The 17,244-nt window shown below is 37.4% G+C and carries 14 protein-coding genes; 6 read left to right on the top strand and 8 right to left on the bottom strand.

Going from position 1 to position 17,244, the window contains the following annotated elements; all coding sequences use genetic code 11:
* The first annotated feature begins 61 nt into the window (after window positions 1-61).
* Window positions 62-166 (top strand): hypothetical protein, encoded by a 105-nt coding sequence (locus tag AC4GZ8_RS14295; RefSeq protein ID WP_491082565.1) that lies wholly within the window; start codon window positions 62-64, stop codon window positions 164-166.
* 52 nt (window positions 167-218) lie between these two features.
* On the opposite strand, the gene AC4GZ8_RS14290 is transcribed toward AC4GZ8_RS14295, so the two are convergent.
* Together AC4GZ8_RS14290 and AC4GZ8_RS14285 are read right to left on the bottom strand one after the other, a co-directional pair.
* Window positions 219-1,466, bottom strand: a complete 1,248-nt coding sequence (locus tag AC4GZ8_RS14290; protein ID WP_491082564.1) for an MFS transporter — start codon at window positions 1,464-1,466, stop codon at window positions 219-221.
* A gap of 171 nt (window positions 1,467-1,637) precedes the next feature.
* Window positions 1,638-2,078 (bottom strand): GNAT family N-acetyltransferase, encoded by a 441-nt coding sequence (locus tag AC4GZ8_RS14285; protein ID WP_491082563.1) that lies wholly within the window; start codon window positions 2,076-2,078, stop codon window positions 1,638-1,640.
* A 615-nt stretch (window positions 2,079-2,693) separates the two neighbouring features.
* On the opposite strand from AC4GZ8_RS14285, the gene AC4GZ8_RS14280 reads away from it, so the two are divergent.
* The 3 genes from AC4GZ8_RS14280 (at window position 2,694) to AC4GZ8_RS14270 (ending at window position 6,258) form a co-directional block, all read left to right on the top strand.
* Complete coding sequence (locus AC4GZ8_RS14280; RefSeq protein WP_491082562.1) at window positions 2,694-4,280, top strand: extracellular solute-binding protein; 1,587 nt, start codon at window positions 2,694-2,696, stop codon at window positions 4,278-4,280.
* Window positions 4,281-4,452: 172 nt separating this feature from the next.
* Complete coding sequence (locus tag AC4GZ8_RS14275) at window positions 4,453-5,367, top strand: ABC transporter permease (protein WP_491082706.1); 915 nt, start codon at window positions 4,453-4,455, stop codon at window positions 5,365-5,367.
* Window positions 5,368-5,379: 12 nt separating this feature from the next.
* Window positions 5,380-6,258, top strand: coding sequence for a carbohydrate ABC transporter permease (locus tag AC4GZ8_RS14270; protein ID WP_491082561.1), 879 nt, complete (start codon window positions 5,380-5,382; stop codon window positions 6,256-6,258).
* Between the two features lie 58 nt (window positions 6,259-6,316).
* Here AC4GZ8_RS14270 and iadA read toward each other — a convergent pair whose 3' ends face one another.
* The 5 genes from iadA to treP all read right to left on the bottom strand — a co-directional run bounded on the left by iadA (window position 6,317) and on the right by treP (window position 12,829).
* Entirely contained in the window at window positions 6,317-7,486 is a 1,170-nt protein-coding gene (gene iadA, locus AC4GZ8_RS14265; RefSeq protein WP_491082705.1) for a beta-aspartyl-peptidase, read from the bottom strand.
* An 18-nt stretch (window positions 7,487-7,504) separates the two neighbouring features.
* Entirely contained in the window at window positions 7,505-8,737 is a 1,233-nt protein-coding gene (gene pepT, locus AC4GZ8_RS14260) for a peptidase T (protein WP_491082560.1), read from the bottom strand.
* Window positions 8,738-8,856: 119 nt separating this feature from the next.
* Window positions 8,857-9,576, bottom strand: a complete 720-nt coding sequence (gene treR, locus AC4GZ8_RS14255) for a trehalose operon repressor (protein ID WP_491082559.1) — start codon at window positions 9,574-9,576, stop codon at window positions 8,857-8,859.
* 78 nt (window positions 9,577-9,654) lie between these two features.
* Complete coding sequence (treC, locus tag AC4GZ8_RS14250; RefSeq protein WP_491082558.1) at window positions 9,655-11,340, bottom strand: alpha,alpha-phosphotrehalase; 1,686 nt, start codon at window positions 11,338-11,340, stop codon at window positions 9,655-9,657.
* 91 nt (window positions 11,341-11,431) lie between these two features.
* A complete protein-coding gene (treP, locus tag AC4GZ8_RS14245; RefSeq protein WP_491082557.1) occupies window positions 11,432-12,829 on the bottom strand; it encodes a PTS system trehalose-specific EIIBC component in 1,398 nt (465 codons plus the stop codon).
* 218 nt (window positions 12,830-13,047) lie between these two features.
* On the opposite strand from treP, the gene AC4GZ8_RS14240 reads away from it, so the two are divergent.
* Window positions 13,048-14,073, top strand: coding sequence for a zinc chelation protein SecC (locus AC4GZ8_RS14240; RefSeq protein WP_491082555.1), 1,026 nt, complete (start codon window positions 13,048-13,050; stop codon window positions 14,071-14,073).
* Between the two features lie 173 nt (window positions 14,074-14,246).
* Here AC4GZ8_RS14240 and ade read toward each other — a convergent pair whose 3' ends face one another.
* Complete coding sequence (ade, locus tag AC4GZ8_RS14235; RefSeq protein ID WP_491082554.1) at window positions 14,247-16,025, bottom strand: adenine deaminase; 1,779 nt, start codon at window positions 16,023-16,025, stop codon at window positions 14,247-14,249.
* Between the two features lie 277 nt (window positions 16,026-16,302).
* Here ade and AC4GZ8_RS14230 point away from each other — a divergent pair, with 277 nt between their 5' ends.
* Window positions 16,303-17,070 carry a threonine/serine exporter family protein gene (locus AC4GZ8_RS14230; RefSeq protein WP_491082553.1) on the top strand — a complete coding sequence of 256 codons (768 nt, stop codon included), beginning with the start codon at window positions 16,303-16,305 and terminating at the stop codon, window positions 17,068-17,070.
* The last annotated feature ends 174 nt before the right edge of the window (window positions 17,071-17,244 follow it).

Genomic DNA, 17,244 nt, shown 5'->3' with positions numbered 1-17,244 from the left:
AAAGATAGGTTTCATTTATCTCATACAAGGGAAGGGTACTAGTAGTAGGAGGTAATTGTTCATGAAAATGGTAAAAAAACTACTAAAATGGGCGCCAATTATCTACCCAATCGTTAAGAAAATCCTTCACAAACGCAAGACAAATCATATGAAATCGAGAATATAAGAAAAGAGAGGGCTGACTAAAATAATGGTCAGCCCTTCTATATGGCAACTTATTATGCTTTAGGTTCAGGAACCTTCATAAGAATGATAAAACCAATAATAAAGAGAATAACCAGGCTGAAAACACCGCTGCTAGAGTTACCAGTTAGCTGTGCGGTCATGCCTACAAGTAAAGGACCCATAATGGACGCGAATTTCCCGAAGATATTATAAAAGCCGAAAAACTCATTTGCTTTTTCTTTTGGAATAAGCTTGGCGTAATATGATCTGCTAAGGGCTTGAATGCCTCCTTGTGATGTCGCAACAAGCATGGCCAATATCCAAAAATCCAGGGTGGTTTTAAGGAAATATGCGTAAATACATACAATCATATAGATGATAATGCCAACATATAGCATCCTTTTACCTGTAAATTTTTCTGAGAGTTTTCCGTAAAGAATGGAAAAAGGAGCTGCTACTACCTGTGTGACAAATAGAACAATGAGAAGGCTAGTTGAGCTAATTCCTAAATCCGTTCCATATGCAGTGGACATGGTGATAATGGTCCCGACTCCATCAATATAGAAAAAATAAGCTAAAAGAAATAAAAACAAGGCACGATGCTTTCGAATTTCAGTTAAGGTATGCCAAAGTCTTTTGAAGCTATTCATGACAGGATTTGGCTCACGTTGAATAAAATAACGTTGTTGAACATGTTTAAACAATGGAATCGTAAAGATCCCCCACCACACAGCTGTGATGATAAAGGCAATTTTACTTGCTGCAACAGTTGAAATAGGCAGAATTCCATTTTGCGATAAAACGATAATCATAATGCTTATGATAAAAGGAATTGTACTTCCAATATATCCTAAGCCATACCCGCGGGTAGACACGCGATTCATTCTGCTTTCAGATGTAACATCCACTAAAAATGCATCATAAAAAATATTGGCTCCAGAAAATCCGATGGTTGCAAGAGTATAGCAAACTAGTAAAAGTACCCATTGCTCTGCCGGAATAAATGCAAGAAGCCCGGTAAACCCAATTCCTAATACGAAAAAAAAGGAAAAGAAACGTTTTTTGTACCCTTGATAATCAGCAATTGTACCTAAAATGGGACCTAACATAGCCAAAATAAAGGTTGCGATCGCAATAGTGTATCCTAAATACGCTGTCGAATCAGCTGAGCTTACCCCCGCATTTGTTGCTGCGCTTTTATAAAAAATGGGAAACACAGCAGTTGAAATGATAATGGAATAGGCCGAGCTGCCCCAATCATAGAAAATCCAACTATTTTCTTCCTTTGAAAAACGCCTCATAAGCATGGCCTCCCTAGTAGATGTACATTCATATTTTACAAGATTTTCAAGGCGGAAATAGGAAATTACCAAAATTTAATATTGAGTTAATAAAGGATTAACACTTTACTGGTAAACGCTTACAAATATGTATATTCCAAAGCAGAACAAAATAATCCAACCCTATAAGAGTTAGATTTTGAGCTCCATTACGGAAGAAATATCAGTAAACCCTAGTTTCTCATATAACCGCTTTGCTGGATTACCAGAATAAACATTGAGCTGAACCTTTTGAAATCCTTCATTTCTTAATTGTTGAATAGCGGTTTTCATTAGCTGTTCTCCAAGTCCAGTCTTTCTGTATATAGGGAAGACATAGAGCGAGGTAATTGTCCCTGTTTTTTGTACATTAATAGGATTATAATCAGGGCCAATTAAGATCCACCCTGCGATTTGGTTTTGCTGGTCTACAGCTATAAGATAATAGGATCCGCTATTCAATAATGGAACAAACATATTCATTCCAACTTGAATATCATTATGAACCAGGCCCATGGTGCTTTCAGACATCGCATTGATCGTCATATAGAGGAGAGTGTTTGTTTCACTTTGATTTGCTTTCCTAATAATCATCAGAAGTACCTCACAAGAATTTTTAATAATTTAGTATATGAAAAGAAACCGCTTTAGGTACCTTAAGAATGACATAGTCTTTTTGAGGTGCTAAAAAATTTTAAGAGTTTTTATTTTGTTAACATATTAAGGTTATCGATTATTTTATAAACTTAGTTTATAAAGTTATAGGCTGCTAAAGGGAAATTATAGCTGTGTTGTTATAACAGTATACTAAAATCTTAATTTAAATTTTGAATATTAAAAAAATTGCAAAAATAATATTGCGTTTATTTATTGATGAATATAAAATGAAGGAGTGATTAACCCATCATAGATTGAGCTTGGATCATTGTTAAAGGGGGAATACCAATTATTTTTGAATAGTGTATATGTTGTGTATAGTACATGAACATGCTTTTGAAGAGGGGAAAAGTGATGTATTTTCGCTGCAAAAAGGATAAATGAAAATAGCAATTCATAGCTTTATAACTAAGTTTACCCAAAATACAAGTTTAATAAATTACCTTTTGTAAGCGTATACATAACTAATCGATTGCTTATTAGTGGTAAAGGGGATAAGCTGCTGCACTTAGGGGATTGGTGAGATGAATTCAAACAATAGGGGGAAAACGTATGAAAAAGGGTTTATTAGCTAGTTTGGCGATTTCATTAACTTTATCATCATTTTTAATGGCTTGTTCAAATGAAGAAGCGAGTAAAGAAGCTCAGAAAAGCGACGGTACAGGACCTTTAGAGGTTAGTCTAGCCCTAATGGGAGGGCCAAAGACTCCGAATGCATGGGTTGAAACAGCATTAGAAGAAGATTTGACGAGTCATATTGGTAGAGATGTGAATATTGAAAACGTTTTTTTACCTGGATGGGAAGAAGCAAAAACAAAGATTAATTTATTAATGAGCGACACTAGTCAGATGCCTGATGTCATGTGGCACTGGGATATGAATAAGGAGTTTCAAAGTTGGGTAAAAGCAGGTGCGGTTCAGGACATGACCCCTTATTTACAGGAAAACGGGAAAAATATTATTAATTATTACTCAAAAGAAACAATGTTTTATCATTGGGATCCAAGCGGCAAAATCTTTAGAATACCTGGAGATGTTTCCGAACCGGGTACGATGACTACTATTATTCGTAAAGACTGGTTGGAGAATTTAGGGTTGGAAGTTCCAACAACTGTAGAAGAGTATATCGATGTTTTAAAAGCATTTACACATGATGACCCTGATGGAAATGGAAAAGATGATACGTACGGACTTTCCGGGGAAAATCTATACCGAGCATTTGCTCCTTTCTTTTTAGCATACGGAGTTGACCCAGATCAATTTATGATTACAGAAGACGGTACCGTAAAATATGGTTCTACACTTCCACAGGTAAAAGAAGTATTGAAGATTTTACAAAATTTATATAAAGATGGTGTGATAGATCCTCGTATGCTATCACCAATTGAACAGGCAAAAGTAGATGAAATTATGGCTAATGGTAAAATCGGCTCGATATATCGTTGGGTAGCATTCTTTAATCCTGATTTCAATCACCATATGTCATTTAAGGCTATCAATCCAGACGGAGAGTATATGCCGATTGAGCCAATTAAAGGGCCGGATGGATTCGCTTCTGACCTGCCGGCAGATGAAATTGGCTGGTCATACTTATCTGTGACAGCTGCAGCGAAGGAACCAGGAGAAGTGGTGAAAGTTATTGATCGTATCGCATCACCTGAAACGTATAAACTTGTGACGTATGGTAAAGAAGGAGAACACTATGAAATCAAGGATGGTCAATATAAAAGCTTAGTTAATCCAGATGAAATGAACAAACTAGGATTAGGTAACTATAACTGGTATGTTCAAAGAAAAGATGAAGCAAATATCCAAAATACACCGGAAGTTATTGAATTGTTTAATAAACGAGCAGAAACTTCAATGCCGATTAGAGAGAAAACAGTATTCTTTAAAGCCATCTCTCGACCTGCTTGGACTGAATATGGAACAGATATTAATACATTAAGGGATGAAACGTTCTGGGGAATTATTTCCGGAAACTTAGATATTAGTGCATTTGATGAGTTTGTAGCGAAGTATCCTGAGCTTGGTGGAACTGAAGTAGATAAAGAAGCAAATAAGCTTTATAAAGACCAAGAGAAGGAATTTGAAGAGTTCAGCAAATGGTATGACGAAAACATTGAGACTTATAAATAAGAGATTCCGAGAGTTAAATACAACGTATCGATGAAAGGTCTAACGGCTGGCTCAGGTATCCATCATTTGAGTCAGCTGTTATCGTCTGCAAGTAAATAGTCAGGATGATGAACAGATCGGAGTGAAATACGTGGAACTTCAAAAAGAACGAAATGTCAGCACTAAAGTTGTAATGAAAACAAAAAGGGGTTTATGGAAGGACTTAAGTCGTGATAAGTATTTGTATCTTTTACTACTTCCAGGTCTTATCTACTTATTAGTGTTCAAATACTTGCCGATGTACGGGATTGTCATTGCCTTTAAAGACTATAACATTATTACAGGGATCATGAATAGCCCTTGGGTAGGATTTGAACAATTTGAAAGATTATTTCGAACGCCGGATTTTTCCCAGATCTTTTTTAATACACTCATCATCAGTGGATTAAAACTATTGATAGGCTTTCCGGCACCAATCATTTTAGCCCTATTATTAAATGAAATGCGCCATATGGTATTTAAGCGATTTACTCAATCGATCATTTATTTACCTCATTTTGTTTCTTGGGTTATCTTCGCTGGAATCATAATGACTTTTTTAAATCCAGTAGATGGATTTGTCAATCATATCATCAAAGCATTTGGTGGAGATCCTGTTAGCTTCTTAACAAGCAAAGAACATTTTCGCTCGATCTTAGTCATATCGGATGTGTATAAGGAAATGGGTTGGGGAACGATTATTTATTTAGCGGCAATGACGGGGGTGAATCCTGACCTCTATGAGGCATCACGTATGGATGGGGCCAATAAGTTTAAGCAAATGTGGCATGTCACACTTCCGTCTATACGACCTGTTATATTGATCATGCTTATATTGAGTCTCGGCAATATCCTTGAAGCAGGCTTCCTGCAAATCTATTTATTGTATAGCCCTCTTGTTTATGATGTGGCAGATGTTATTGATACATATGTTTATAGAAGAGGGATACAAGAAGCAAATTACAGTTTAGCTACAGCTGCTGGTTTATTTAAATCACTTATTGCTTTAGTGCTCATTGTTACCGCAAATAAAATTGTGAAGAAATCTGGGCAAGAAGGACTCTGGTAGGAGGTAAAAACAATGGTTGGAATGACAAGGGGAGAACGGATTTTTCTTATATGTAACTATATTTTTATGTCATTGCTAATAGTGATTATGGTCTTTCCATTTTGGTATCTTATTATGGGGTCGTTAAGTGATGCAAAGCTGGCTGCTGGAGGGGGATTGTTTCTATTACCGGCAGGGTTTTCACTAGATTCTTATACAGCCATTTTGCAAAATAACTCTTTTTTAAGTGGATTCAAAACGACTGTAATTACAACAGTGGCTGGAACGTTTTTTGGAACTTTTTTCACAGCCACAACTGCTTATGCTATATCTAAAAAGAGGCTGCGAGGAGCAAAGTTATTTTCATTTCTTATTCTTTTTACGATGTTATTTAATGGAGGGCTTATCCCGAATTATTTACTAGTAAAAGAGCTGGGGATGATGAACACATTGTGGGCGTTAATTTTGCCAAATGCGATTAGTGCCTTTAATATCTTTGTGATGACAAGCTTTTTTAGAGGGATTCCAGATACGTTAGAGGAAGTGGCGAAAATTGATGGTGCCAATGATTTAACGATTTTCTTTCGTATTGTACTGCCGTTATCAAAACCTGTGTTAGCAACAATTGGTTTGTTTATTGCTGTGTTCTACTGGAATGATTTTTTCTCAACCGTCCTTTATATTACCGACAAGGAAAATTGGCAATTGCAGGCTGTTCTAAGGGATTTAATTAGCAATACATCTCAAGTACTTCAAAGCTCAGGAACTACAATAGGATTCCAGAAAAACATCTCTGAATCGACGGTACGTATGGCAGCGATTATTGTTTCGACAATACCAATTCTTATTGTATACCCTTTCCTTCAAAAACACTTTGCTAAAGGGGCCATGATTGGGTCGATAAAAGGATAAAAGAGGCAATTTTTTTGCCTCTTTGGTAAGTTTTTTTAGACTTATTGAGAACAATAAGCTATTCAAACGTGCCTTTGACCAGCGCTACACCGTCTTTCACCATGTGCCTGCCCTTTGCCCATACTGATTGGATGTTGAGATCAGAATCTAGTAACACGACATCAGCATCCTTACCAGGCTTTAGTTCTCCTTTTTGATGAAGCTTTAAGATTTTCGCGGGATTGCTTGTTATGACGTTTAGTGCCATTTCTAAAGGAATATGTTCTTTTTGAACGGCTTCCTTAACCGCTTTAAAAAGCGTATCTACTTTGCCGAGCTTTAAGCCGACCATTTCACCCTCAGCATTAAAATCAGGAAGCCTTGCTTGTCCATCAGATGTGAAGGTAATTTGATTAATTGGGACACCAGCCTCTAGCATTCTTTTCAATCCGCGGCTGCTGGCCACTTCTCCTTCAGCAAGAAATTTAGGGATGGTACTAGTCGTAAAATCAACCCATCCTCCTTTTTTAGCATAGTCAATGCCTGCCTCGAAAAGATGTGGATTCCGGTTGATATGGGTTGGATAAAACTGCTTAATGGGCAAATCAGTAGAAGAGACCACGTCTAAAATAAGGTTCAGATGCTGACGGCTGTCCCCAACGTGGACATTGACGATTCCGGCTTTACCAGACAGCATCCCGCCAATTCTTGCAGCAGATGCAAGCTTCGCCAATTCTTCAACGGTAGGTTGTGAGGATCTGTGATCACTTATCGCGATTTCTCCAACGCCAATGATCTTATCAATTAAGATAAGATCATCTTCTATTTTGCCTGTTAGTGTTTTAACAGGAACTTGATAAGAGCCCGTATGTACATAACAAGTAATGCCTTCTTCCTCAAGTGCACGTGATTTAGCGATTAAATTTGTCATTGTACGAGTTGTTCCGTCTGTCCCAATGACCCCTACTAATGTCGTAATACCTGATAAGGTTGCATCTGTTAATTGAAGCTCAGGTGTTCTTGTTTTGTAGCTTCCTTCTCCGCCTCCGCCTGTAATGTGAACATGAGAATCGATAAATCCGGGAACAACCTTCATTTCCGATGCATCAAAAACAGTGATATCAACAAAATTTGTTGGTACGTCAATTTTATCTTTTATAAAGCCGATTTTATCGTGAACAAGAAGAATGTCCTTTTTTCCTACATAATCAGGAGCATATACGTCTCCATTTTGTATAAGTGTTAATATATGACATGCTCCTTTCTACTAGGACCTTTTTTCTAATAGCTTACAAATTTCCACAATGGTATTTGTTGCTTTTACCATATTATCCACGGAAATAAATTCAAATTTTCCATGGAAGTTTTCACCGCCTGTGAAAACATTTGGAGTTGGTAAGCCCATATAAGAAAGCTGTGAGCCATCAGTTCCACCTCGAATTGGTTCCACAATAGGTGTTATACCTAAGCTCTCCATTGCTTGATAAGCGATGTCTACTATGTATTTAACAGGTTCAATTTTGTCTTTCATATTATAATATTGGTCTTTCATTTCAAACACAATCGCTTCTTCTCCATAGACCTGCTTGAATTCATTAACAAGGTTGGTTATTGTTTGTTTTCTGGATTCAAAAATTTCCTTATCATGGTCACGGATGATGTAATGGACATTGGTTTGTTCTACATCCCCAGTGAAGGAGATAAGATGATAAAATCCCTCATAGCCTTCTGTAAATTCAGGTGATTCCATCGCTGGTAGCTTTGATTGGAAAGCCATGGCCATTTTTGCTGAATTCACCATTTTACCTTTTGCTGTCCCAGGATGAACATTATTTCCTTTAAATGTAATTTTTGCAGCAGCGGCATTAAAGCTTTCATATTGAAGCTCTCCAAGTGGACCGCCATCAATCGTGTAGGCAAAGTCTGCTCCAAATGTTTCAACATCAAACTTATGAGGACCTCTTCCAATTTCTTCGTCAGGAGTGAAGGCTACTCTGATTTTTCCATGTTTAATGTCGGGATTGGCAATAAGATAGTGCATAGCTGTCATGATTTCTGCAATCCCTGCTTTATTATCAGCCCCTAACAGAGTTTTACCATCTGTTGTAATGAGAGTATGGCCGTGATAATTTTCTAGGTTAGGAAATTGGTTCGGAGAAAGGGTGACGCCAAGCTCTTTATTAAGTGTAATGTCCCCGCCGGCATAGGAATCAATAATTTGAGGGTTTACATTTTTACCTGTAAAATCAGTTGCTGTGTCAAGATGAGCTAAAAAACCGACGGTAGGGATTTTTTTGTCTGTATTAGCAGGTAAAGTGGCCATCACATAGCCGTTCTCATCCATTGTCACATCTTCCATACCAATGCTCTTGAGTTCGTCAACTAAAAGCTCTCCTAATGTGAGTTGACCAGGTGTTGATGGACAAGTGTCATTGTTTTCATTTGATTGGGTATCGATGACAGCATAGCTTGTAAATCGCTCTATGATTTCTTTTTTCATATACAATTCCTTCCTTATTTCAGAGTTACTTTTATACTATCATGCTAGAAAGTATTCTTGCCAACTTGGAGTAAGAGTAAAATAAAAATAAGCATCGAGCAAAAAATGCCCAATGCTTGTTAAACACCGCGTCTTGCAAAGTCGATAAATTGAAATTTATCAAGGCGATGTCGTGATTCAGTATATTGAAACAAACTGGTGTTTTCTAAGTACACATAGTTTTTAACAACAACAATATGAGAGAAGCCTTCTAAATCAAGATGCTTTCTATCTTCATCTGTACAATTCTCTACAACAATTTCCTTTTTGGCAAAGCTGATATTTAAATGCAGCTGCTTTTCAAGGTACTCATAAATAGAACCTTCACAAATTTCCTTTGTAAGAGTAGGGACATATTTTTTCAAAAAATAATCCTTGTCCAAAATGATTTTTTCTCCATTTATTTCACGTGAACGAGTAACCTTCCATACCTCGTCCTTACTTGAAGCATCTAATTGTTGTTTCAAAAAATCATCAGGCTTAATAAGTCCAAAATCATGAACCGTTGTCACGACAGATTGCATTTGAAGGTTTTGGGATACTTCCTTAAAGCTCACTAGCCCTGAGATTGGAAAGTTCAACTTTTGAACATCAATCACAACAGATCCTTTACCTTTAATTTTTTGGATAAAGCCATTTTGAGATAAAAGGTTAAGAGCCTTCCGGATGGTTTCCCTGCTTGTATTATATTGAATGGTCAGATCATTTTCGGAAGGTAAAACATCACCGGGCTTTACCTCTCCGGATTTGATCTGCTTTGTTAATTCTTTATATATTGTAAGGTATTTATTTTGTCTCAAATTCATCACCATCCTTATCTTACCATGAACGCTTGAAGGATGCAGTGCATGTTAAAAGAGATCCCAGGTTGTGAAGTTCTATTTCGTTAAATGGTAAACAACAGATTCATAAGGGCGTAATGACATGTTTTCAAATGACAATTCAGTATCTTTGTAATTTGATAGCAAAATGTTTTTCTTATACCCGCTTATGTCTACATGTTGAGGTAAGACAAACGTTGCTGGCTTGTCATAAAAATTATTTATCACTAAAAGCTTCTCTGTTTCCGTAGTTCGTAAATAGGCAAAAATGGATGGATCATTTTCTAGTAACAGCTCATAATCACCAGATGTGATGATATCATACTCTTTACGTAAAGAGATTAGCTTTTGGTAATGATAAAAAATTGAATTTTCTTCAGCAACTGCTTTTTCTGCATTAATTTGTTGGTAATTATTTGCTACATCGATCCATGGAGTGCCCATAGTGAAGCCAGCGTGTTTTGAATCATTCCATTGTACAGGTGTTCTGGAATTATCACGTGATTTATGTCTCAGAATTTCAAGAATTTCTTCCTCTGACATGCCTTTTTCTTGTAAAATCTTGTACATGTTTAATGATTCAACATCACGATATTCGTCTATAGAGGTGAACTTAGGATCAGTCATCCCGAATTCCTCACCTTGATAAATATAAGGAGTCCCCTGCATCATATGAATGGTTGTAGCAAGCATCTTAGCTGATTCGTTATGAAATTCTTCATCATTTCCATAGCGGGACACTACTCTTGGTTGGTCATGGTTGCACCAGAATAAAGCGTTCCAGCCTCCACCAGCATGCATTTCTGTTTGCCAGGTTGAAAGAATTTTTTTCAACGCAAGGAAATCCATATCCCCGATTGCCCATTTCTCGCCATTCGGGTAATCAACCTTTAAGTGATGAAAATTAAAGGTCATGCTTAATTCTTCACGCTCAGGATTGGAGTATTGGATACAGTGATCAATCGTTGTTGACGACATTTCACCAACAGTCATGCTGTCATGCTTTGAAAAGACTTCACTGTTCATTTCGTGAATAAATTCATGAACGCGGGGACCGTCTGTATAGAATCTTCTTCCGTCACCAGGAGGGATTGAACCATCATCATCCGGGAAGCTTTGATCTTTTGAAATTAAGTTAATAACATCAAGTCGGAAGCCATCGACCCCTTTTTTAAACCAGAAGCTCATCATGTTGAAAACTTCTTTTCGAAGCTCCTCATTTTCCCAATTAAGATCAGCCTGTGTCACATCGAAGAGATGGAGGTAGTACTGTTCTGTTTCTTCATCATACTCCCATGCAGGACCGCCGAATTTTGATACCCAGTTTGTTGGTTCAGATCCATCTTCTCTTGGATCCTTCCAAATATAATAATCACGATAGGGACTTGTTTTGGACTTTTTAGCTTCTTTAAACCACTTGTGTTCTGTTGATGTATGGTTTACGACGATATCCATAATGACCTTAATGCCAAGCTGATGAGCTTTTTCCAGTAATTCATCAAAGTCATTCATTGTACCGTATTCCTCATGGATTGAGTAATAATCACTAATATCATAGCCATTATCTTTTTGAGGTGAAGCATAGATAGGAGTTAACCAGATAACATCAACACCAAGATTTTTTAAGTAGGTTAGCTTGCTAATAATTCCTTGCAGATCACCTACACCATTTCCGGTTGTATCACAAAAGCTTTTTGGGTAAATTTGATAAACAACTGACTTTTTCCACCAAGGATTATTCAATATAAGCACCACCGATGTATTTTTTTCTGAGTTTTTTCAATTGTTTAAATGGACATGAAAGAAAAGGGACAAAGTTGCTCATCCCTTTTTCCTAATCTTTTTTCATCTTCGCAAGAATATATGTCAAAACAAATGGTACGACGAGGACAATTCCCATTCCGATAAAGAATGAACCCCAGAATTGTGAGTCGATAGATAAGAATCCGGGTACTCCGCCAACTCCAATAGAAAATGCCTTAACACCATTAATCGAGATAAATAATCCAGCGATACCAGAGCCAATTAATGCTGCAATGAATGGGTAACGGTAACGAAGGTTAACACCAAACATCGCAGGTTCTGTAATACCAAGCCATGCTGAAATACCTGATGTTAGCGCCAAGCCCTTTTGTTTTTCTTCTTTTAAAATCAGCATCATCGCAAAAGCAGCTGAACCTTGTGCAATATTTGATAGAGCAAGCATTGGCCAGAGGAATGTACCTCCCGCATTTGCTAATTGAATATCAACTGCCAGGAACGTATGATGCATACCTGTTACAACTAATAAGGCATATAAACCACCATAGATAAGACCGCCAAGTGCAGCAAAATTGTCAAAAATCGCGATAACTCCATTTGTTAACACATTTCCCACTGCAAATGTCACAGGTCCAATCACGATGAATGAAGCAAAGCCAGTGATTAAAAGTGTTAATGGAGGAACGATTAATAATTGAAGCCCATCTGGAACACGTTTGCGTAAAAAGATTTCTACTTTGGCTAATAAGAATGATGCTACTAAAATCGGTAAAACTTGACCTTGATAGCCAATTTTTTCAACTTCTAATCCGAATAAGTTCCATGTAGGAATTTCTTCAGCTGAACCATATCCCCAAGCATTTAACAAATCAGGATGAACTAACATTAAACCAAGAACAATCCCTAGTAACGGACTTCCTCCAAAACGATTAACAGCTGACCATCCGATGAGACCAGGTAAAAAGACGAAGGCTGTATTCGCAATCAAGTTAATGATGCTGGCTAAATCTGCCCACTGCGGATGAACATCAATGAGGGATTGCTCATCATAGAAAATGCCTGGTCCTGTTAAGATGTTGTTAATTCCCATTAATAAACCAGCAGTTACAATGGCCGGGAGGATTGGAATGAAGATGTCAGCTAATGTTTTGATCGCACGCTGTATTGGATTTAAATGTTTCTCAGAAGCTTTCTTAACATCTTCCTTCGACGCCTCTCCTGCTCCAGTTTGTTGAACGAGCTCTTTATAAACTTTATCAACGGTTCCTTGACCGATAACAACTTGATATTGACCATTTGTTGAAAAAGATCCTTTTACTAGCGGAATTTCTTCTAGTGCATCTTTATTTACTTTTCCTTCATCAACCAACGCGAAGCGTAAACGAGTTACACAGTGTGTGGCTGCGGAAATATTTTCTTTTCCACCAATGGCATCAATGATTTGACTTACTTGTTTTTGATCGACACTCATTGTTTTCCCTCCTATAAGAATCATTTGACTCGGAAATAGCGTTTTCATTTCGGAGCCAATCCTCAAAATCTGTATATACAAATACCTTAACATCATAAACTTGTATATACATGTTGTCAATAAAAAATAAATCGTTTCCACCAGTTAAATTGAAATACCTCTTCATTACATGATAAAACTGAGAGAGGATCTTTGATTGAGGAAAGGAATACAAAAAAATGCTGAATTATGAAAATAGAATTAACCAATATTTACTAAAAGATGACTGTTTTCTTCAAGAGTTTATTGCTCAAACTCTTCATGACTATCCAAATAAAAAGCGTGAATGGATAAGAGTACTATTTCAAGAAGCAATACAAAACCCTGAAAAAACATCTTTACTTATGTATCTGAAAGTAGATCCCGAAGATGAAGAATTAGCCCAAATGATAATAGATGGATTGGATCTGGTCCATGATAGTATTCACCATCTATTTGTCCAATTATTACTGGAGTTTACCCCTGAAATCATCTTGAAAAACCAAAAGGTATTAGCCGGTTTTATCAATGATCAAGACTGGAACATTTATCGAGTGTTAAGAGATGGTTCCGAAGATGAGGTTTGGAGGGAGTATATGAATATCCTTACCAGACTTGAAAACGAAGACAGCTTTGATATGAACGCTTATCTTTTAGCTAAGAAGATCGCATATACATTAGTAAAAAAGAAATACATATCCAAGGATCAACTGTTGATGATGTTTGAAGCAAATAGAAAGGAAGAGTGGTTTCAATTTGACGGATATTTAGCCGTGTATATGATGGGGCTAATGGGGATGAAGGAGTCCATCGCTCAGCTTGCTTCTTTATTAACAAGGGATGATGATTTGCTGCTGGAGGAAATAGCCGAAGCGTTTATTACTTTTCAATCAGATGAAGTTGTTGATGCGGTAAAAGTGTATTTAAAAGACGAGGAAGCCAATATTTTTGCTGCCTCAATTATCGAGAATATAAAATCAGAGCATGCTATAAACGAATTGAGAAAGGCATATCATCAGGTGGAAGAAGATTTGCAGGGAAATATTTTTGAAGCTATGGTTCATCAATTATCACAAACAGCTGAACCGGAAATTAGGGATTATCTAAATAAAACTCAAGAATCACCATTAATTGATATCGACCTTCTAGCATATAGCTACTTCAAAATTCTCGAAATGGTCCATCCAAAATTAGAGATTTGGAAAGAGGCTTTATATAAGAGGTAGAGTTTGGAGTAGTGGATTAGATGTGAAGAACACCTAGGGGACTAAGATATTTAATGCTAAGGAAACTAAAAGATGATTGAACTATGGTTATGTGCTTTGACATCCAGCTCCAGCGCCTAGCCCCTCGAGGTCATAAGCCAATTTAGAATTGAAGGCAAAGAGCGCCTTCTATTCTAAATCGTCTTATGCTTGTCGGGGCTGATCAAGGCGCTTCCGCTTTTGTTAAAAAAAACACCGATATGCTTGAAATCCTTCACTTGAAAAAGCCCAAGGTCTGTAAGCTTAAGTTCAGGTATAACAGGCAGAGCCAAGAAAGACATGGTTAAAAAAGGATTAAAGTTTTTAGAAAAACCGATCTCATATAGAGCCTTGTCGATTTGCTTTAAGTTTTCATTGATTTGGATAAATGGCGTAGTTGTCATTAATCCTGATATTTCAAGTGGTAAGGAAGCAATCACTTCTCGCTCATTTACAACAACTAACCCGCCGCCCATAGCTTTTAAAGCGTCTACGGCTTTCAAAAGATCCTGATCATTTGTAGCAAGAGCAATCATGTTATGAGAGTCATGTGCGACTGTTGATGCAATCGCTCCAGATGCCAGTCCAAATCCTTTTACAATACCTAAACCGATGTTTCCGGTGGAGGTGTGCCGTTCGATCACAGCCATTTTGAGCTGATCATTTGGAATGGATGGCTGAAAATAACCATCAATTGAATCAACTTTCTCCACTACATGCTTTGTGATAATTTTATTCGGAATGATTTCAATAATATTGGCTGATGCTTCCTTTGGACATGGTATCTGGATATCATTCAGACCAATTTCTTTAATATGAATCGTATTTAGTAGGGCTGAAGGAATCATTTCCTCTTTGTAGGAAGTTTGAACACAATGGCCATTTTCAGCAATTAGTTCTCCTTTAATAAACACTTCATTAACTTTAACGGCCTCAAGGTCATCTAAAAAAACGAAATCTGCATCATATCCAGGTGCAATCGCTCCTTTTGTAACCAATCCAAAGCATTCAGCTGCATGAAGAGTTGCCATTTGGTAGGCTGTAATGGGGTCCAATCCATTCTCAATCGATAGCGAAATGTTATAGTCGATACTTCCCTCTGCTATTAAATCATCTATGTGCTTATCATCTGTAACAAACAGGCAGCGTCTAGCATTTCTTTTTGTGATAACAGGCAACAGTGCTTTTACATCCCGTGCAGCAGACCCCTCTCGCAGCATCAGATACATTCCTCTTTTTAGCCTCTCATAAGCTTCGGCAGGTGTGACACACTCATGATCAGTTTTAATCCCAGCTGTTGCGTACACATTTAAATCATCCCCTGAAATACCGGCTGCATGACCATCGATTTTTTTCCCGAGCCTATTTGCATCAGAAAGCTTCTCCATCATCATTTGCTCTTGATGAAAAACAGATGGAAAATCCATGACTTCTGCAAGACCAAGTACACTTTGTTCATGATAAAATGATTGTAAATCCTGAGCTGATAATGTCGCGCCTGCATTTTCGAATGGTGTAGCAGGTACACAGGATGGGAGCATAAAGAAAATATTTAATGGAAGATTTTTAGCAGAATCGATCATAAATTGAATGCCTGCTGAACCACTTACGTTAGCAATTTCATGCGGGTCTGTAATGACTGTTGTAACACCGTGTGGGACGACAACTTTTGAAAACTGTTGCGGAGTGACCATGGCGGATTCAATGTGAACATGACCGTCGATAAAACCGGGAGAAATATACTTTCCCTTAGCATCGATGATGTTCTCACCTTCGTATTGACCTATTCCGATGATGACTCCATCTTGGATTGCGATGTCTTCTTCGATTAACTCGCCATTGAATACATCAATGATTTTTCCGTTTTTTACAACTATATCAGCTTTTGTTTTTTTAGCCGAAGCTGCTAGTTTACTAGCAAAAGATTGATTCATTAGGATAAAACCCCTTCCAGTTGAGATTAGTACGTTTACACTTACAAGAATCTAAATGAGGGTAATAAAAAACCGCAAGAAAAAGGCGTGTGTAACTTTCTCTTTGCGGGAAATGACGGGTCTTTTATTCAGGTTTTGTATGTTTTTTATAGTTTAGAATAAATTTTAAAACATGTAACATGACGTGTCAATATAAGTTACATGAAATATTTATGATGTAAGATTTGCTTAAATAACGATTCTTCATTAAACTCATTACTAGATATTTTACAATGGGATGGTGGAGACGGTGAACAATGACCACAACCAAACCTTTGATGTGATCGAAGTGTGTTTGTTAGCTGGCAAGATTATGCTGAGGAGTGGAGCAGAAACGTATCGGGTGGAAGATACAATGATGAGAATTGCAGCAGCGTTTGGGATCGAAAATTCCCATAGCTATGTCACACCAACAGGGATTATTTTTTCAGTAAGCAGTAAAACACCGACACAGCTAGTAAGAATTGTTGATCGTTCAACAGATTTGCAAAAAGTAGCTAAGGTCAATGGAGTTTCAAGGAAAATTAGTAATGGAGAACTTTCGGTGAAAGAAGCTTATGAGCAGCTTAAGGAAATTGAGCTTGATGCCCATGCTTATCCGATTTGGTTACAGATTGGAGCTGCGTCCATTGCAAGCGGATGTTTTCTTATTATGTTTCAAGGTACTTGGTCAGATTTCCTTCCAGCAGTTATTGCAGGAGGAATCGGATTTTCAAGCTTAATTTACATACATCAGCTAGTCGAAATTAAATTTTTCGCGGAATTTTTAGCTTCTTTGCTTATTGGTTTATTATCTGTCCTTTTTGTGTTTCTCAATATTGGTACAGAGCTTGATAAAATTATTATTGGTTCTGTTATGCCGCTAGTTCCAGGATTATTGATCACGAATGCTGTAAGAGATTTAATGGCAGGCCATTTAGTATCAGGGATATCAAAGGGTGCAGAGGCGTTTTTAACTGCTTTTGCAATAGGAGCAGGTGTTGCGGTTGTGTTTTCGTTTTATTGATTCCTTTAATAGGAAAGCTTTGTGCTGCGCAAAAGTTGCTGAACGGCCGCTTCCGCATTTCAAAGGAGCTACGAGGTATAAGATTTTACGTAATATGGTGTCTAGCTTCGAAGCACAGGACGTGCAAGTGCAGTCGTTGCGACAGGACGTCGCGAAATTAGACTGCCAGCGGCC

It is taken from the genome of Metabacillus sp. RB-C-LZQ-3-1 (genome assembly GCF_058315175.1).
This window is presented reverse-complemented; position numbering and strand designations above follow the sequence as displayed.